This window comes from Pseudoalteromonas peptidolytica (assembly GCF_012641745.1).
Lineage (GTDB): Bacteria > Pseudomonadota > Gammaproteobacteria > Enterobacterales > Alteromonadaceae > Pseudoalteromonas > Pseudoalteromonas peptidolytica.
This window is the reverse complement of sequence record NZ_WEHZ01000053.1, coordinates 1-21,118: the sequence shown is the minus strand read 5'-3', so window position 1 is coordinate 21,118 and position 21,118 is coordinate 1. Positions and strand designations below refer to the sequence as shown.

General features: G+C 42.6%; 6 protein-coding genes. 2 read left to right on the top strand and 4 right to left on the bottom strand.

Annotated features, from left to right (window positions below):
• The first annotated feature begins 315 nt into the window (after positions 1-315).
• Both F9Y84_RS21040 and F9Y84_RS21035 read left to right on the top strand, forming a co-directional pair.
• Positions 316-1,134: a sulfotransferase family protein gene (locus F9Y84_RS21040; protein ID WP_147390903.1), complete on the top strand. Its 819-nt coding sequence runs from the start codon at positions 316-318 to the stop codon at positions 1,132-1,134.
• Between the two features lie 41 nt (positions 1,135-1,175).
• Complete coding sequence (locus F9Y84_RS21035) at positions 1,176-13,292, top strand: tandem-95 repeat protein (protein ID WP_147390904.1); 12,117 nt, start codon at positions 1,176-1,178, stop codon at positions 13,290-13,292.
• Positions 13,293-13,529: 237 nt separating this feature from the next.
• On the opposite strand, the gene F9Y84_RS21030 is transcribed toward F9Y84_RS21035, so the two are convergent.
• From F9Y84_RS21030 to F9Y84_RS21015, 4 genes are all read right to left on the bottom strand, one after another.
• Positions 13,530-14,285, bottom strand: a complete 756-nt coding sequence (locus F9Y84_RS21030; RefSeq protein WP_147390905.1) for a hypothetical protein — start codon at positions 14,283-14,285, stop codon at positions 13,530-13,532.
• A 519-nt stretch (positions 14,286-14,804) separates the two neighbouring features.
• A complete protein-coding gene (gene rdrB, locus F9Y84_RS21025; RefSeq protein ID WP_147391325.1) occupies positions 14,805-17,315 on the bottom strand; it encodes an antiviral RADAR system adenosine deaminase RdrB in 2,511 nt (836 codons plus the stop codon).
• A complete protein-coding gene (rdrA, locus tag F9Y84_RS21020) occupies positions 17,312-20,209 on the bottom strand; it encodes an antiviral RADAR system adenosine triphosphatase RdrA (RefSeq protein WP_147391326.1) in 2,898 nt (965 codons plus the stop codon). The genes rdrB and rdrA overlap by 4 nt, the downstream gene beginning before the upstream one ends.
• 3 nt (positions 20,210-20,212) lie before the next feature.
• Positions 20,213-21,118 (bottom strand): hypothetical protein (locus F9Y84_RS21015; protein ID WP_211091709.1); only part of this gene is annotated, 906 nt, incomplete at its 5' end.

Below are 21,118 nucleotides of genomic sequence, written 5' to 3'. Positions count from 1 at the left end.
GGCATTAAATGCCAGACCGAGAAAGTGTTTAGGGTATAAACAGCCTGCTGTTGTATTCAATAAATTACGCAAAGTACGTAAAGCAGCTTAATTTAGCGAGTGGTGCACTTCGGAGTTGAATTCGCGAACGACTCTTCTTTATTATTAATATCGATTTTCTAAAATCGGTAATGCTTAGGCTTGCTTGCATGTAAAATAAAAGGTTACTACATTTTATATAGAATAATTCAATTATAAAAATATCGCTATTTTGTTTCTATATTGGTTGCAATTAATGGCTAACTTCGAACTCAAGGGCTGTATAGGGACTGTTTTATGACACAGCAATTTCATTTTATCTCTGGCTTGCCGCGCTCAGGTTCCACCCTGCTAGCGGGTATTTTAAGACAAAACCCAGCTTTTCATGCCGGCATGTCTAGCCCCGTAGCTGTGTTGATAAACACATGTCTTGAGCAAATAGGTGCAGGTAGTGAGTTTGGTTCATTTTTTGATGAGAAAAAGCGCAAATCTTTAGTTACTGCTATATTTAAATCGTACTACGAAGCGCAACAAAACAAGTCCGTAATTTTCGATACAAATAGGTTGTGGACGGCAAGACTTCATCAGCAAGTTGAGTTGCATCAAAATCTTAAAGTTATTTGTTTAGTCAGGAACCCTGCTTGGATAATGGACAGCTTTGAGCAAATTTATCGTAAAAACCCATTCGATTATAGCCGGATGTTTTCTCCTGCCTCTCGCACAACAGTCTATACTCGTTGTGAGTCATTAGTGCAATCAGCTGGCGCTGTTGGCTCTGCCTGGACGGCTTTGAAAGAAGCATATTATGGCGAGTTTTCGGATAGATTGTTGATTATAGATTACGACATTTTTACTCAGTATCCGCATAAAACCTTGGCGTTACTCTATGAGTTTTTGCAACTCGACGGTTTTCAACATGATTTTGACAATGTGGAATACAGCGAAAATGAATTTGATATTCAATTGGGTGTGAAAGATCTGCACACCGTGAAAAGAAAAGTTGAATATAAAGCACGTAATACCATTTTACCGCCCGATCTTTTTGCAAAATATAGCGAAATGCAATTTTGGCAAGACCCGTTGGGAACAAGCGCCAGTATTATTTCTCCAAAGTAAAACTGAACTTAAGCTACCTTGTTATATAAGAAGGAAGTAATATGCATCATCTCGTGTTAAATGGAATAGTTTCCGCTCTATTACCTGTCAGTAGTTATGCTGCGATACAGCAAAACGCACTTTTTGACCTTCATCCAAGTAGTATTCAGCCTGAACGTTTGGCTCGAGGTAAATCAAATTATCAACTTGAATCATTCTTTTACGAAGCCGAAGAATCGACAGCAATAGAAGGGGAAATTAGCCTTAGCAAACTGGCTGGTGTGAAAGAGCTAATTATTCTTGCTGCTGATGTGAAAGATAAGCACTTGTTTTATCAACGCATCCGTCCCGGTATAGAGGTTATTGATTTAAAAGCAGGGTCTAGCGGTAAGCAACAACTGATATTTTGGCTTAAACAATATCGTGGCCTTGATGCTGTTCACTTGGTGTCACATGCGACAGCGGGTACTATCCACTTAGGCGATGAGCGAGTAAATAAAACAGACTTCGCACACGATAGCCAGCTTACTGACGCGATAAATCAAGCAATGAAGCCCGGCGCTGATCTGCTTTTTTATGGCTGTGAATTAGCGGCCAACAATCATGGCTTTGAATTAGTCGAAATCATCAAGAAAAATACGCATGTTGATATTGCAGCCTCAAATAACTTGACGGGTAGTCGCGATCTAAATGGCGACTGGGAGCTAGAAATACATAAAGGTGAAGTGAATACCACTATCCCTTTCTCTGAGACTGCATTAAAAGATTTTAGTGATGTATTAGCTGTTGATAAAACCATCAATATGGATGCCTTTAGTAATATTTATGAAAATGCTAAAACGTACGATATTGGTAGTGGGTATATAGCGAAATTAAAACTAGATAGTGGAGATTTGTCATGTTACGTGTACAGTGGTACTCGAGAATGTTTGGTAGATAGATCCGGAACTAGTACGGGTGATAAAAAACTGTATTTTTATTTCAGTACCGGGCAGATCTTTGATATCACCAGTGTGCACCTTTATAGCTCGAGCTCACAGTATTTCACGATTGAATCTAATAATGGCGATTCAGAGAACGTTACAGTAAACAGTAATCAGCAGGTTGACTTGAATTGGACTGGTGTTTCAAAGATCACCATTCGTAAAAATGATAATTCAGATATAGACTATAGCCGGTTCGATGATTTCGTGTTGACTAATATCCAAAACCCAGACTCGACAGCCCCTATTATCAGTCAAGTGACACCGGTTACTACGCCAACCCAAGACAACACACCTGATTATATTTTTACTACAGACGAAGCAGGCACGTTAGCTGTTGGAGGCAGTTGCGGTACGTCAACTTCCACCATCATAAGTAGTACGGGTAACCAGACCATCACGTTAACACAAACAAACAACTCATCGCCTTTAGCAGATGGAACGTACAGTAATTGTACAATCACGGTTACGGACGATGCGTCGAATACTAGTAATACACTCAATATTCCATCTTTTGTAGTGGATATCACCGCGCCAACGGTGGCTGAAGTCACTGCGGTGTCGACACCAACGAGTGATACAACGCCAAACTATACGTTTAGTACTACTGAAACTGGCACATTATCTGTTGGTGGCAGTTGCGGTACATCAACTTCTACAACGATTAGCAGCACTGGAAACCAAACAATAACCCTAACCCAGAGTGACAACACTTCGCCACTCGCAGAGGGTACCTATAGTGACTGTACTATTACAGTCCAAGATGCTGCAGGTAATACCAACACACCGTTAGCAATTACTGCGTTTACTGTCGATACAGCAGCGCCAACATTTGACGGCGCTAATTCTACGCCAAACGACAATGCCACTAGCGTGACAGCCAGCAATGATATTGTTATCGACTTCAGTGAAAATATTGTGGCTGGGACTGGCAACATTACCATTAGAGATGTGACAGGTAGTAGTAATTTTCAGGTTTTTGATGTGACGTCTGCTACTGCAACAACAACTCCAAGTGCTGGTGCAATTGGTATTTCGGGTGACAAAATTTATTTAAACCCAACCACTAATTTAACGGGTAACCGCAACTACGCGATACGAATTGACGCGACGGCAGTTGATGATAATGCTGGTTTGAGCTTTGCTGGAATTAGCGACGATACTACTTTTAATTTTTCAACAGCCAACACTCAGCCTGTTGTTGACTTGGACTCGAGCTCTGGTTCAGATGACAGCAGCGCGGCTTTCTCAGAAGGTGGAGGGGCTGTTAATATTGCAACAAATGCGACTGTCACCGAGCCTGATGGGGATACGATAACCACAGTGACTGTGTCATTAACTAATGACCAAGACGGTGCGTCTGAAGGGTTGAATGTAACGGCCGCGGCACAAAATGCGCTAACTGGGGTTTCTGGCGCCTCTGATATTACGTTACAAGACACTATCTCAATAACGGGTGCCTCAGCGACGGCTTCAGAGGTACAGACTTTTCTGCAAGCAATCACATACACCAATACCTCTAGCGTACCAAATGAAACGTCTAGAACGGTGACGGTTGTTATCAGTGATGGCTCAGCAAACAGCGTATCGAGAACGGCAACCATATCAGTGAGTAATGTTACCGCAGCAAGCTCCAATGCTGCTGGGTTTAATACAAATAATGGTACTAACCTGTCACCTGCAATTACTTTCACTACAGAAAGTGAAACCTTGACCATCGCTGATGCAACCCACGCAACAGGCTCGAGCGCTGATGGTGGAAGTGGTGCTGGTACTGATGAGCTCATTGTTGCGACTAACACGGACTTAACAGCGCTTACCGCACTCAGTGGGTTTGAGACGCTTTCTCCGGTTTCTTCTGGTAATTTGACATTATCAGAGGCACAGCATGATAGCTTTACCACGATTAACGGTTCAGGTACCAACACTTTCACGCTGTCAAGCACCACTGTAGATGGTGTTATTACCGCCGATGCAGATATTGAAACTTATGTTTTAGATGCTGCGTTTACAATTACACTCGCCGCTGCGAGTCAAAATATTACAGGTAGCACGGGTAATGATACTGTAAATGTTGCAGGATTTAGCGCAACTGGAACGCTATCAGGGGGAACTGGAACGGATACATTACAGCTCGGTAATGGTGCCAATATAAGTGGGGCGACGTCAATTACTGGGTTTGAAACGCTGAGCTTAGCAAGTGGTGCGTCAGTAACGATGACAGAATCACAGCATGACGCTGTTTCTTCAATTACCGCAGCAGGTTCTGAAACGATAACCATTAGTAATACTTCCGATGGATTAACAGGTAACGCAGCCGTTGAGGCTTACGTTTTGTCAACCGCAAACACCTTTACGCTTGGTGCAACTGGGCAAAGTGTTACCGGTAGTAGTGGTGATGACACCGTGAATATTGGCGCCATAAGTGCTAGCGGGACATTAGCTGGGGGGTCGGGGACAGACACGCTGAATATCGGCGATGGTGGCAGCATTGCGGGTGCAAGTGTTAGCGGTTTTGAAAACCTCTCGGTTGCGACTGATGGAACAATAACGGTAGCCGCTTCCCAGCTTTCAGGTTTTACAGGCACGGTTACTGCGGGTGGTACGGGAGAGTCACTGACGGTTTCTGGAGATGGCGACATTTCAACCATAACTGCCATTGAGAGTTACACGCTTCTAGATGATAGTAGTAATTCAAGAACCGTGACGGTGAGCGGTGCTGGGCACTCAGTTACTGGCACTTCAAGTACCGATGCCATTACCTTTGATGTTGGTGCATTGAGCTACACAGGAACCATTACAGGTGATAACACAACAGCGGATACGCTGGCGTTAAGTTCTGGTGCGGACATTAGCGCTGCGACGATTAACGCAGTTGCAAATCTAACGCTTGCTTCTAACAGTACCGTAACTATGTCTGTGGCACAGCATAATAGTTTTACTGGTACCATCACCGCAGCAGGCTCTGAAACCATCAACCTGACCGGAGATGGAGACTTTACAACTTTTACTGGCGTTGAAACCTATAGCGTTGGCGACGATACTCGAAATGCCAGAACCATCACAGTTGGCAGTGCGACAACAAATGTGTCTGCTGTTGCCGCTGATGATGCCGTTATCTTTGATATTGGCGGTAGCGCATATGCCAGAACATTAACAGGGGATGCCACTGTTGCTGACTCTGTTCGCGCTTCTGATGGCGCAGACTTGACCAGTGGCGGGTTTGTGAATATAGGTTCACTAACGCTTCTAAGTGGCGCAACAGTGACTTTGGACGCAGCTAATATTGGCAACAACTTTACTACTGCAATTACGGGGGCCGCTGGATCAGAAACACTCAAGCTGATGGATGGCGGAACATTCAACTTTGCAAACACTAGCGTATCTGAAATTGAGAATATCGCGATTGGTTCCCTAAACATATTTGCTATAACCCTAACTGATAACTTTGACTCAGATGGCGGTACAGTTACTATTTCTAATGCAGTGGGTTTTCCGCTTTCTGCTGCACTTACACTGAATGCAAGTGCGCTCAGTGGTGATTCAATCAACATGACGGCAACGGATTTTAATGGCAACGATACCATAACCGGTGGTAGTGGTGCAGACATCATTAGACCCGGTGGAGGTACGGACTCACTGACTGGCAACGCTGGCAATGATAGTTTTGTTGGGAGTGCCTCAGATCTCAATGGTGATACTGTCACTGATTTGAGCATTGGAGATGTCATTACCATCACTGGTGTTACCGGTTTAACAACAAGTAATGTACGTTTTAATGGCACCAGCACACTTGAGGTTGATACAGATGCGACCGATTTTAGTGCGGTTGAAGTGGCAATTAGCCTATCAAATGCACCGGGTAATGCACTTGCCTTTACGGTTGCTGACAACGGCGCAAATACTGATATCACCTTTGTTAGCCCGAACGATGTACCTGTATTTAGTAATCTAAATGGTGGTACAACCTTCTTGGAAAATGGCTCAGCGGTAGCAATTGACTCAGATGTGGTGATTGCTGATACCGAACTTGATGCACTTGATAGCGGTGTGGGTAATTACAACAACGCAAGTCTGACTATTTCGCGAAATGGTGGTGCAAGTTCGCAAGATATATTTGGTAACGGCGGATTATTGGGAACCCTTACTGAGGGGAATACATTTGTTTATAACTCAGCGACCATTGGCACTGTTACAACAAACTCTGCTGGCACCTTAGTGTTAACATTTAACACCAGTGCAACTTCTGCCATTGTTGATTCTGTACTACAAAGTATTACTTATCAAAATAGTTCTGAAGCTCCGCCATCCTCAGTGACACTGGATTACGTATTTAACGATGGTGAAGCAAATAGCTCGGGGACTAATCAAGCAGTTGTCACTATAACGGCGAATGATGATTCGCCGACACTATTGACATTGACACTCAGCTCGAACAGCATAAATCAGTCTGCTGCTACGACAGGGTATAATATTGGCACTTTATCCACGACCGATGTCGACGATTCTTCACATACTTATTCTTTGGTTACAGTGGGTAGCAGTGATGCAGGAACCTGTGCTGCGAGTACTGACAATGCGAACTTTGAAATTAGCGGTTCCTTGCTGTCGGTAAAAAATAACTTAGATGCAGGTTCACATACGGTTTGTATTCAAACAGATGATTCAACTAATACGCTACAAAAATCCTTCACGATTACGGTTATTGACGATGTTGCGCCAAATGCTCCTTCTACTCCTGATTTAATCGCCGGTTCAGACAGCGGTGCATCTAACACGGATAATATCACAAATGACACCACGCCAACGCTCTCTGGTACTGCGGAAGATGGCACGACTGTTAAACTTTACAGTAGCCAAGTTGGTAGCGGAAACACAGTAATTGGCACTGGTACTGCAACAGGCGGCAACTGGCAAATTACCACCTCTGCACTAACCTCAGGAATAGTACATGCCATTACTGCCACTGCCACTGACAGTGCGAATAACGTTAGCAGCAGCTCTAGTGCATTAAACGTCACAATTGATACAAGTGTGCCCAATGCTCCAACAACACCGGATATGATTGCTGCTACAGATAGCGGCTCGTCAAACACGGATAATATCACTAATGATACAACGCCAACATTTACAGGCTCAGGGACTAACGGTGACACAGTTACACTGATTTCTAGCGTGGACGGTACGCTTGGCAGTGCTTTGGTGTCTAGCGGTAGCTGGACTATCACACCCAGCTCTGCAATGTCAGAGGGGGGGCACTCTATTTCAGCTAGAGCCACTGATACCGCGGGTAACACCGCTGACAGTGGTGCATTATCGGTGACCATTGATGCCAGCGCTCCTACGGGCGTAACTGCTACGATAGACCAAAGCGTAATCAACGCGGCAAATGAATCGGCATTAAGCTTCGCCTTGTCTGGTTTGGATGGTTCGGGCAGCTTTTCGTATTCAATATCGGATGGAACTAATACGGTTAGCAGCTCAGCAAGTGTTACCATTACAGGTACGACTGCTCAAGTTAATTCTGTTGATGTGTCGAGCTTGGCAGAGGGAACCTTGACCTTGAGCGTTGTTATTACTGACGCGGCTGGAAACCAAAGCGCACCATTTACTGATACAGTAACGAAAAAGTACAACGTTGCGCCTGTACTTTCTGGCACACCAGCGACCAGTGTAAATGAAGACAGTCTTTATGAGTTTACACCAACTCTAACAGACTCTGACACAAATGATACCCATACATTCAGTATTACTAACTCGCCTAGTTGGGCAAGTTTTAATACTCAAACTGGTAAACTGTCTGGCACGCCAACTGATGCAGATGTAGGGATAACTGCAAATATTACGATTTCGGTTAACGATGGCACTGACAGCGACTCATTGACGGCATTTAGCATAGAAGTAATAAATACGAATGATGCCCCCACAGGGCAGAGTATTGGCTATACGATCGATGAAGGAGGGACACTATCTCGTGATTTGAACAATGGCCTTTTGTCGCTTGCCAGTGATGACGATTTAGATTCCAGTGATAGCCTAACAATAGTCAAAGACACAGATCCTCAATATGGCACGCTCACACTCAATACCGATGGTAGCTTTAGCTACATCCATAACGGTAGTGAAAATCATACAGATACTTTTACCTATCATGTCGAGGATAATTCAAGTGCCAGCTCACCGGTTTATACCGTAACTATTAATATGAATGCGGTTGAGGATGCTCCTACGGCATCGAACGATGCGTTAGAAACATTGGAAGATGTTGCAAAAGCGATTAATGTCACCACCAATGACAGTGATCCTGAAAATAATTTAGTCGCGTCATCCATTACGATTAAAACACAACCGACCAAAGGGTCATTAGGTGTGAATACCAATGGTGTTGTTACTTTCACCCCAACAGCCAATGCAAACGGCTCTGATTCTTTCACTTACACAGTGAAAGACTCGACTGATGCTGAGTCAAATGTTGCGACAGTCAATATCACCATCACACCGGTTAATGATTTACCAGTAGCAGCAAACTTTACGCCGAATATTGATGAAGACACGCCAACATCAGCCCTAACGGTACGAGCTAGTGCAACCGATGTGGAAGATACCAATCCATCTGGTGCAATCACAATTGAATCGCAGCCAACCAAAGGGCAAACTGCCGTTGATTTAAATAACGGCACCATAACATATACCCCAAATGCTAATGAGACAGATGATGATAGTTTCACTTATTCAATCCTTGATAGTGAAGGTGGAAAGTCCAACATCGCGACCATTTCCGTCAACATCGGCGCGGTTAATGACCGACCTGTGGCATCAAATGACTCTGGCTCAACCAATGAAGATACTGTTACAACCATAAATATCTTAGCCAATGACTCAGATGTAGAAGATCAAGGTTTTGATGGTTCAGATATTACTCTAGAAGACAAAGGGGACGGTGTTGGTAATTATAATTTAGCAACGGTAACTGTGGGTACCGATGGTCTACTGACTATCACACCAAAACAAGATCAAAATGGTGAGCTTACATTCACGTATACTATTGTTGATAGTGAAGGGTTGAGATCAGATCCTGCAACTGTAACTGTCACAATTAATGCAGTAAATGATGCGCCTGTGGCGGTCGATAATCCGGTTCAGCAAATCCAAGAAGATGGCAATATAGAGATCAATATACTTGGAAATGACACAGACGTAGACAGCCAGCTGGACGTCACAAGTGTTGTAATCGTTAGTCAACCTCAGGGTGGTACGGTGCAAGTGCAAACGACTGGGCGAGTAGTGTACACGCCGAATGCTAATTTCTTCGGTAATGATAGCTTTACCTATACCGTGAATGATGCGGAGGGTCTGACATCCAATACTGCGACGGTTAATATCACTGTAACATCAGTTAATGACAGTCCGGTAATTTCTGGAACGCCGCCCACATCAGTGAATGAAGACAACACATATAGTTTTACGCCTAGTGCCTCCGATGTTGATGGCGATAGTTTGACATTTAGTGTTGCCAATTTACCGAGTTGGGCAAGCTTTAATAGCACGTCAGGCACAATCTCCGGTACGCCGACAGAAGGACAAGACGGCACTTATAGTGGTATTGTGATTAGTGTATCTGATGGCCAAGCCGAATCTTCACTGACGGCATTCAGTATCATTGTAAATGCAGTGAATGATGCACCAACTATCTCGGGCACACCGAGTACATCAGTAAAACAAGACGAAGGATATAGCTTTACGCCTTCAGCAACGGACGTGGATTCTCAAACGCTGAGTTTCTCCATCACAAACCAGCCTCTATGGGCAAGTTTTGATACTGCTAGTGGTCAACTCTCTGGTACGCCATCTAGAGAGAGTGTAGGCAGTTATAACAATATTGTTATTAGTGTCAGTGATGGTTCTTTGAGTGCAAGTCTACCTGCCTTTAGTATCAATGTTGAGGCAGTCAATGCGGCACCCATTGCCAATAATATGCAAAGAAGCGTTGCCGAAGATGGAACAACGAGTTTCCTAGCGGACGTTAGTGACCAAGATGGAGATACATTAACAGTAGAACTGGTTTCACAGCCACAAAACGGTGTAGTTGGAGTTCAAGGAAATGTGTTTAGTTATACTCCATTACCAAACTTTAACGGCTCAGATACGTTTACCTACAGAGCATCTGACGGTGAGTTGACGTCTGCCGTGGCGTCGGTTTCTATGTCTGTAACATCTGTGAATGACGCACCAATTGCTATAGACGATAACTTTAGCTTTGACCCTGTAGCGTCTAATCAATATGTGTTACCAGTTTTAGAAAATGATACCGATCCAGATGGCAGCGCACTAACTATCGTGGGTGCTAAAGCCTCAATCGGTAATGTGTTTGTTTCTAATGATACGCTGACGTATCAAGCCGTGCCAAACTCACAAGTACCAATCGTCATTACTTACTTGGTGGAAGATAGCAGTAAAGCGCGGGCAAGAGCGACGGCCAATGTGACCATAAGTAGTTCGGGTACTGGAAATACTCCTGAAATCACCGCACCTAATGATTTAACAGTTAATGCAACAGGCTTGTATACAAAAGTGAACCTTGGAACGGCTGTTGCGACAGACAGTGCAGGAAATGCCTTGCCAGTTTCTTTGGTTGGGGGCGCTCCGATTTTTGCACCTGGCAAACATATAGTTTACTGGCAGACTATTGATAGCCAAGGTCAAGTGGCGACTGCCAGCCAAAACTTAACTGTAAACCCACTTGTATCATTGCAAAAAGATAGCAGAGTTGCAGAAGATAGAAGTCATTCAATAGCGGTATATCTGAATGGTCCTGCACCGAGTTACCCTGTCACTATTCCGTATACGGTATCGGGCACTGCTGATAGCTCAGATCATGATTTGCGCTCAGCAGAGGTGGTTATTAACTCTGGCACCAGCACCAGTATTAATTTCAATATTTTTGCCGATGGGGTAGCCGAAGGCGATGAAACAATCATTGTAAGTCTTGATGATTCAGTAAACAAAGGGGCTAAATCGACATCTGTTGTGACGATTGTTGAGCAAAATGTCGCCCCTAGCCTTACTACATTGGTATCGCAGAGTGGCGAAGAACGTAGTTTAGTTACAACATCTGGCGGTTCAGTCACAATCACAGCGACAGCTTCAGATCCAAATCCAAATGATCAAGTGAGTGTATCTTGGATCCCAGACTCACCGATAACAGATATCTCGAGTGACCCATTTGTGTTTGAATTTGACCCTACCAATATCTCTGCTGGTATCTATAAAGTGAAAGTGACAGCAGAAGATAATGCTACGCCAAGTTTATCTACTTCTCGAAATATCATTATTGAGGTTGTCTCTACCTTGGCTGAGTTAACTGGGGATGACAGTGATGGCGACTTAATTCCCGATGATCAAGAAGGCTATGCTGATGAGGATGACGATGGGATCCCTGATTTTCTGGATGCCATTACCGAGTGTAATGTTATTCAAGAACAAGCCTTGGAGTCGACTCAGTTCTTAGTTGAGGGAGATCCTGGAGTTTGTCTACGTAAAGGCGCGACAGTGCCACAAAATAACACAGGTGGTTTGCAGCTGTTAGAGGAGGAGTTACCTTCTGATCCGACAGCTAATAACGCTGGTGGGATCTTTGATTTCATTGCAACGGGTTTACCACAGCCAGGTGATGTATACAGCATCGTGCTACCACAACGTCAGCCAATCCCGCTAAATGCGGTATATCGAAAGCTGATTGGCGGTCAGTGGCAAGACTTTGTGTTAGGCGACGGTAACGAACTACTTTCAACAGAGGGAGAGCCAGGTTTTTGTCCGCCCCCTGGCAGCAATGAGTGGGTTGCTGGGCTAAATGAAGGAGATTGGTGTGTGCAGCTTCGAATAGCCGACGGTGGTCCCAATGATGATGATGGTCTAGCAAATGGTAGCATTGTTGACCCTGGTGGTATTGCAGTTCCAATTAGTGATAATACGCAGCCAATTGCCAATACTGACTCTGCTTCTATTTACTCGGGTCAAACACTCTTAATTGACGTGCTAGAAAATGACACCGATGCTGATAGCGACACACTCTCTATTACTAGCGCATCTGTCGATTTTGGTGATGTTACAATAGAAGATAACAAACTTCGCTATACCCCACCTGCCACGTTCATTGGCAACGCAACTATTCAATACGGTATCACCGACGGCAAGGGAGGCTCTAGCAGTAGCACTGCAACAGTGACAATTATTGCAAACCAGCCACCTCAAGCCGCGAATGACACGGCGACATCATATGGTACACAAATTACGATAGATGTATTAGCAAACGACGCTGATCCCGAAGGAGGAGTATTAAGTCTTGTCTCTGCCACTGCGAGTCAAGGTACGGTTGCAATAAATATTGATGGTACTTTGAGCTATACACCAAAATCTGGCTTTGAAGGTGTAGATACCATACTCTACACGGTAAGAGATGAGCTAGGAGCTTTAGCTGAAGGACAAGTTCGTGTTACTGTATCGATCAAAGAGGTAACATCCGTTAAAAATACGTCTTCAGGGACGATGGGAGGTATGTTGGTACTGTTAATTAGTGCATTAGTGATCCGCCGCAGGAAATCATTATTACCAGCCTTTGCGTTGATCAGTAGTACATGTGTGTTAAGCACTCAAGTACAAGCAGGTAGTTGGAACATTGAAGCCTCAGTTGGACAATCAACTGCGGATAGTGAATTAACTAGCCCAGATCTGAGCCTTATCAGTTTAGATGATACAAGTAGCAGCTGGTCTATTGGGGCATTCTATGAGTTGATCCCTAACTGGCATGTTGGCCTGCGTTATGTTGATCTCGGTCAGGGAAGCGTGGAGTTTGAAGGCTTAAGTGGCGATCCGGAACAAAGTCAAAATCTAATTTCGCGTGTCGCACCGGTATTACCAGAGGGACCAGCGCTGCAATTCAATTACACAAAAACCTTTGCAGATAAGTTTGTTGGAAAAATGTTTTTAGGTGCATTTAATTGGGACTACAAAATCAACAGTGTGAGAGAGGGGCGCTTTTCCACACGTTTTGAAGACAGTGGTACAAGTGGTTACTTAGGTGGAGGGGTACATTATCAACTTTCGAATGAGTTAACACTTGGTGTTGATTATAGTCATTACTTTATTTCAGCAAACGATGTTCAAGATGTAGCGATTAGCGTGAGTTATCAGTTTTAGCGCTACTATTATTGGTCGTTTAGCAATTCGATATTTATTGAACTGCTAAACGGCCAATCTAAACAGTTATTATCAATAGGCTTAATTACGTAACCTATTTTTAGGCAAGAAAATATTGCTAATTATTTGTATTAAATATTAAGTATTTAACACAGTTAGCATCAGACTTACGCCTTCAGATTGAGCAAGTATTCAGGCTAAGAGGTATAATGTACAGCTTGTGACTTCAAGTTTAGATTAGTTAAGTAAGATAGTTAACTCTTCAGATCCCTTTTCTTGAATGGCATGTATTGAGCTACCAGATTTAAATTGGCTATCGACTGTGCCTTCTTTTAGACGTGACAGAGTAACATGTGATTTACAAGGCTTTTTCTTGTTCAAATTATCTTTATGCAGTCCCTCAATACTTCCAAGTAAAATAGTGTAGCTGCCGTCATTATCATCCAACTCTACATAGTGATTGATTGATGAAGGATCACCTGTATTGGTAGTGCAACTCGCGTTAAAAGACAGTGTTAGGCTGGTATTTGGCTCATTAACAGGCTTCCACTCAACAACTATTCGGCTATCTTTGCGATATGTAGACGCGACCGGTGAATATAACAACACCTCTTCCGGTAGGACTACTGTTGATGTTAGTGTTTTATTTTCTTTGCTTCTTATTAATTCAAGTTTAAATTCAGTATTTTTAGCCGGTTGGCTAAAGTATCCTTGGTAGTCGATATCTAAAATATCTTCATCCATTTCTAACACTTTTACTTCATTACCAACGGTGGCTTGCACTTTGTCGCTGGGGCTAAGAATAATATTTGCGCCTATACTACTGTTTTTATTAAACTCAGTAACGACTCGCGCGCGATTACCATCTGCGGTAAGACGAATTTCAGCCCAAATTTTTTCGGTCGCGACAATATCTGAAGTAGTGGACTCACTAGAGCAGCCACTGGCGCCTAAAATAAACAGTAAACTTGTTAACCCATAAATGTATTTCATTTCATCCCTTTTTGATTGTCAGAATACTTATTCAGTATACATGCGGTAAACAGTTTCTAAAATAGTACAAAATAGCAAAAGACATTTTTTTACATTTTTTACAGTATCAACATGTTAATAAAGTGTTTTTTGTGAGGCGAGAAACTTTGATGAAAATACGGTTTTCGAATATAGCAATCAACGAGGTATCTATGTGATGTAAGCAATGCAAAAAGTGACGAACAAGAAACATCTAATACCAATTTGCTTAATTAAGTGGTCTATTTTGAGGCGAGAAAATCTTGTCGATAACTCCGCTACCGCGTCCTGCTATCGCCAAGGTACCTACATCCGTGTAGGCAAGGCAAAAATTTTGCTATTTAGTTGTTCTAAATGAGAAATTTTTAACACTGTTAGCGTCAGATTTACTCCTTCAAATTGAGCAAGTATTAAGTCAAATTGGTATAATATAGCTATCGTCTTAATACTCCCTCAAATTAGCCAAGTATTAAGACGAATTTGATATTCCACCAAGGCAGCTCAGGGTTTAAGCCAGGATAAGTGGTTGCTTTGGAAAATCTCGATACCTTTTTGTCGGATCCTTTCAATCCAAACTTCGGTTTGATTAACACCTATTTGATAATGCTCAATTGCAACTTGTTGCAATATCCTGTGTTCATTTTGAATGGTAGTAGGCATTAATGCTGAGTCATCTGTGTTCACACATACCGCAACGGAACCCTTTCTGAGACCAAAACGGTTATACTTTTCACCGGCCTTGATCCACTCTTGTTCAGGTGGATCCCAGCGAAAAATGGGATGCTCATGATGATGATGGAATCGGCCAATATAAATATTTGAAGTTGGACATGCCTCAACCATGATTTCATCAGCGGCATACTTTTCCATTTGCAAATCTTGGATAGCCTCATATAACTCCAGCTCTGCTGCAGAAATAGAATCAAAATATATCCCTTGTTCCACGCCAAATGGCTCTTCCGCTGGTTTAGGAATGCAATGTACCATTACCGATTTTTGCTGATGTGGTGCAAGTACGTCCCTATCTACGTAGCTTTGCCAAAGCGCTAGCGCTTTTTTTGAACTGTTAACGGCTTCACCTTGCTCAAAGTCAACTGCCCAGCCTGGCTCCATTAAGTTGGTTTCGCGCACAGCGTACGGGCAATTTCTGCGTAGTTTCCACGCTTCATATAACGCTCTACAACTATATTCGTCATCATAAAGTAACCCTGACCAGTATTGGATCTTTTCATTAAGTAGTTGCAGCACACCTGTAAATTGAGGTACTTGCTGAACAACTTCTAGGGCTTTTTGATAACACCACACGAGATTATCTAGATGCTCATCGATAGAGAGGTAGGCAACTCGTTGTCGCTTTGCCCATTTACGAGGTAGCACACCTAGCGCCAGCGCATGTCCCAACCTATCCCCAGCTTGATAATCACAAAAGTACACAGCTTCATCAATTGCACGCAGTCCACTGAGGAGGTGGCTAAAGTCTTCACCAGCATGGACGGTTAAAAAAGGTCTCTGCATCCGGTTTGAAAATATCCCAGAGGCACTATATTTGGCCTGACGGAGTATTCGAAGTGCGGGGGCAAATACTTCTATCGGTAGCTCATTTTCATTGCCTGCTACGTCAAAGCCGCGAATGGCCTTGCGCAAGTCAAAAGTAAGCGGGCAAGTATTGTCAGCAATACCAAACTTTTTTATCTCGTAACTTGAAAAGGTCGTTGAGCATGCAAACGCTTGCAGCATGTTTACTTGTGCTTTTAATGCTTTTCTAATTTGTTCTTGGTATTTATCTGCTTTATTACCTGAGCGCGTAAAGTGCAACACAAAATGCACCTGTTCAGCTAAGGAAGACTCGTACAGTACCCGCAGTGCTTGGGTTAAGGACTCTGGATCGGCTGGAAATTGCTCAGTGCCTAGTAGTACTTGCGGTGTAGTCCTAAATTCACGATAAGTGTTTTGCATATCTGCACTGAGTGCATCTATCCCACTGTGACTTTGGTACGCAAGCGCTCGTTTACTGCGAGCCTGAAAGCGAGAGTGACTGATGAATTGACTTAAACCGACGCCCGACACCACCATATAGTTTCGAAAGATAGCGCTAACACGAATAAAAGCATTGATTTGGTGACTAAGTGCTTTGTCACAGTGTAATACCCCAAGGCAAAAGAGTAACCAGCGTTTTGACGACGGAGCAAAACGATTATGTGCGGCAACAAAGTAGTGCTGTGTATCCGAATCGGTTTTATCTTGGTGTAGATATGGCAATACGTTGTGTATTTTGGCGATATCTTCGCTTGGATCAAACTCACGCAAAGTGGAAGCCTGATAGTTAAAAGTGTGTTCAATCAAGGTGGTGCCTAATTGATGACACCACGCTGGTAGGTGTTGCTTTTTATATGCGCCGCTCTCAAACAAGGTGTATTCTGCTCGCCTCGGCCACACAATTTTGTCATCTAGGCGTTGGCCATAAAGTGCAAACCCCAATAGGGAAGGACCGATATAGCCATGACCTCCCAAATGTACATGGTTGTCAGCATATGCTTTGTCATATCTGTCATTAGATAATGCGAAAGGACATTGAGTGTGAGTAATGGCGCTGATGAGATCATGTTTGCTCACGCCATGGCGTGAGGATAAATCTTTATAAGCCTGTGCAATTACCCAGCTTGGGTCAAGCAGCGTTAATAATTCAAGCCATTGATCCAGCTTTTTGGGCTTAACTTCAAATCTATTTCCTTGCCACTGTAAATAATAGTCACTGAGGTGACTTAATACTTGCTCATAGTCTTCGTTGTCAAAAGTAACAAAGTTAAGCTTTAGCATATGATAAATGTCATCACTTCGAAGTGTATGGCGGGTATAGGCTTGGTAGTCTGATACCGCAGCAGTGAGCGCTTCTGTGATGGGCTTTGTCGAGGTGCCCGATAGCAATGAGCCATGCTCAGAAGGAGAAGCGAGCAACCGATCAGATGTTAACGCAGCTGCGGCGACAATAGACTTATCTGATGCACAGATCATTGGATAAACTCTTCACGCCGAAGTGCTATGATCACTTTACCTTCAGATTTACTTCCGGATATATCACCCTTTCGATTATGTAAACCTTTGGCGGCAGCATAATTATCTATAGCCTCTGTTGAAAAATCTGACCCTAGTCCAATTAATACAATTTTTTGCTTGTTATTACGCATGTAAAGCCGCAGCTTTCCAACACTGGGTTTGGCGCTTGTTGCGGCTTTATACTCTCTCAAAATCGCGTTTATAGCTTGGTCTATTTCTTGGTTATTTTTAATAACTTTAGGGTTTACAGGCTTAGTTTTATCTTGATCATTACGGGTAGAGTTAGGCTCTTTGGTAGCAGCTACTTCTGGATTATGTCTAGTGCTCTTTGAGTCTATAGACGCAGCTGACTTATTATCAGTCCTTGTCGCTTTACTACTTCTCACTGGCGAAAATGAGCTTTTTTCTGCACTTTTACTGGGTTTCCATGAACTTGCGTTATTCTCTGGATCTATATTCCAAGCCGTTTTGGTAGTTTTGGTGTTAGCACTATTACTTTGTGTTTTACCTAATTTCAGTTGCGGTGTATCGGTAAACGCAAATAAAACGGGATGTTGCTCTAAGGCTCGGCAGAAGTTCAGCGCAAGTACGGAGTGCTCACTCTCCTCAGCTTCCTTTTCTAAAAACGATTTATTACGTCTTAATGTATTGTCTACCTTTTCAAATTTCAGCTGATCTCTGATGGTTGCATGGTTATCGGAGATTGCGACGTTTGCAGGTATTGACTCCCCCTGAATGCCAGCGGTGTAAGCTGAATTAACTAACATATAACTAAAGCGGTTAACCAAGTCAGATAAATGCTCGTCGTCATAGCGGTCTGATTTGAGTAAATTTTGGTACTTAAATACCGCAAAAGCAGTGAAGGTTTTGTTAAACATATACGAGAGCAGCGCCACCAGTGCTTTACTGTCTAGTGCATTAAACGTATTTTCGTGTGCCTTTTGCCAGTTAGAAATTTGTATCGTCAGTATTTTTGCACTGCGCGTTTTATCAGGGTCTTCATCCAACTGCGCCTGCTCTTCTTCCGTTGATTCTTGATCGGTTGAACCAAATACAGGCTTGGTTTGATTGATACTAAAGATTGAATAAAACGGTACGCGGTTGAGTATGGCCGCTATATTGCGCTCAAGTAGGGATAACTCTGCTGTGGGCTTTAAACAAGAGTAAGCAATTAGCTCAAAGGCTCGGCTAAAAAAGATAAATTGATAGGTATTCCTTAAGGTAGAATAGACTTCACCGTGGGTATATATATCTAACAATAATTGATATAGAGGTAGTTTTAGAACCTCACGGTCTTCGGTTTCAATTACTCTGAGTTCTGGATTGTCTTTCGCGTTATCTATGGCTTTTTGCGAAATAAATATTCTTTCGTCGTAAAACTCCAGCGGTGGCATACTTCTTAGCGTATGCGAGTTAGCTTTGAAGACTGAGTCTAAAATGGATTTGTTACCACTATAAGCGCGAGCTTGTTGTGCCAGTGACTCAAGAACCGTTAATTGGTTTTGATAAAAGTTTTTCTTTGCCCACGGGTACAACTCTTTATTAATTTGTTGCCTAGGGTTAAAAGCCAATAATGTCTGAATATTAAACTCTCTACTATTATTTTGGTTGAGCAGTGTTAGATAGGAGTCGGCATTTGTAAAGGCAACACCATTTTTTTTCTGCTCAGCCCAAATAATAAAGTTATTCCAAAGTGTATGAAGATCAGGTTTTATTGATTGGCTGAATGTTTGCGTATTATTAATATACCTAGGAGGAATTGAACGGATAAGTTGCACCAGCTCCCGTGAAGATTCAGGCTTTGGCCAATGATGCAGAGCTTCGTCATTATGACATAAGGGGTAAAAGGCCTGAAACAGCAATTGTTCGTAGTCACCAACGGTTGTTTCTTGGAAATTCTCTTTACTTGAGCGCTCGGCAATCGTTAAGTTAGGTATTAAGCGGCTAATAGGCTGCAGTGAAATACGCATTTGATTGGGAAAGACTTTGGTTAGGTATGCTGTGGTGAGCTCTTTTGCAACCGCTAACCCTTCCTCTGTTAGCTCCTTGTTGTGTACGTGTTTTTTATACGCTTTATCATCAAAATGTACGTGAGTCATGTGTTCATATAAACGCATATCGCCACTGACAATAGGGATAATATAAGGACAACCTAACAATCTGCGGACGTCATCGACAACCTCAAACGCGCGATCCAATGCCATATCAACATCATCGATGGGTAGCACTAAGGCTTTACAACCAAGTATGTTAATCGCTATTTCAACAAATTGATGAAAAAAAGACTCGATATGTATACCGGATTTATATTGTTGGATTTTATCGATACCGGTATAGCCGTTAAATTCGCTAGACTTTCCTAGTGAATCTGCAAGTTTTTTTAACGCATAAGTAAACTTATTTTTGTCGTTTTGCTTTGCACTTGAGCATGCAGACTCTGTGTGTTTAAGGAGCTGTTTCTCTACTTCGCTGTATATCTGCGCCACGATAACATTGGCGAAGGTGTCTTCATTAATCAGCATGGTGGGGTCAATGACATCAAGAAAATACAGTGACTTTTCATCTTCGCCAGTTGAATGAGCGCTTTCCCACATTGCTTTACTGTTTCTTAAAAATACCGTTTTACCTGTTCCGCGCTGTCCCGAGACCAAAATTGCATTGTGAGATAACCATGTTTTACTGCTCCCTTGCCTAAACGAGTGATACTCTTTTGCTTCGCCCAAGCAATTTGTTAACCGACTTAGCAGCGCATTTTTTGCATCGTCTTGCCAAAACTCATCTAGATTATTGCCAGCAATATAGTCATCTCTGAACTCATTCTTATCTAAATTTAATTTATATTTTCTGCTCATGGCTTACTTCCTTAACCCTTTCAATGAACTTAATGCAGAGTCACCATAACGGATATAGTCGTTAACAATATCTTGATGCGTTTGTATCTCGTATTGCTCTATTAGTTTAAGTAGCTCTTCCATTGCCTTATCTCTAAAAACCACACCTGACTTATGGCGAGCGACAATCAAAAGTATTCGCTCGGCGTAGAGTCTGTTTCTTGACCAAGCACGGGTATAGCCAAATTTGCGATTTACAGAATAACTCACAATGAAAATGGTGGAGCCTAAAATAAAATAGTAGGGAGCCAGTGTTTTAAAATCTATAAATATCAGGGTGGTGAGTGCGAGAGTGGTAATTAGATAATAAATTCGATAGAAATCTTTTAATATGATTTTTATAGGTGATGTATCATTTTCTGCATTTTCTGCATTTTCTGCATTTTCTGCATTTTCTGCATTTTCTGCATTTTCTGCATTTTCTGCATTTTCTGCATTTTCTGCATTTTCTGCATTTTCGGTGCTTCTAGAGCTTTTACCATTCTGTGCTGCTATTTTATCCGTTACTAGTGTTCTTACCCAAATAAGTATGGAGAAAAATAAAAACGCACAGATTAAAATAGCTTGCCACAAGCTTAAGCAACTATCTGCAGCTAAACCTATAATAGCGGTCTCGCCTATATCGCTGATGTTCTCAAAAGATGTACCAGAAAATACGTCAAGCGAAGATAAAAAGTAGACAAAACTTGGGATAATGAACATGGTGGAAGTGACAGCAAGCCGACGAGTTAACTTGTGTAATTGGCCCGAATTCAGATAATAAGTGCACCACTCATGGTTAATCGGTGAGGAGAGATCAACTGCCTGTTGGTGGTACTCTGTAATCGCCAAAAAACAAGAGTAGTTACCATGAGTTACAAGCAGTTGATC

What these genes read in the sequence shown, in the direction of transcription:
- F9Y84_RS21040 (WP_147390903.1), top strand. Translation starts at nt 316, where the DNA reads ATGACACAGCAATTTCATTTTATCTCTGGCTTGCCGCGCTCAGGTTCC.
- F9Y84_RS21035 (WP_147390904.1), top strand. Translation starts at nt 1,176, where the DNA reads ATGCATCATCTCGTGTTAAATGGAATAGTTTCCGCTCTATTACCTGTC.
- F9Y84_RS21030 (WP_147390905.1), bottom strand. Translation starts at nt 14,285, where the DNA reads ATGAAATACATTTATGGGTTAACAAGTTTACTGTTTATTTTAGGCGCC.
- rdrB (WP_147391325.1), bottom strand. Translation starts at nt 17,315, where the DNA reads ATGATCTGTGCATCAGATAAGTCTATTGTCGCCGCAGCTGCGTTAACA.
- rdrA (WP_147391326.1), bottom strand. Translation starts at nt 20,209, where the DNA reads ATGAGCAGAAAATATAAATTAAATTTAGATAAGAATGAGTTCAGAGAT.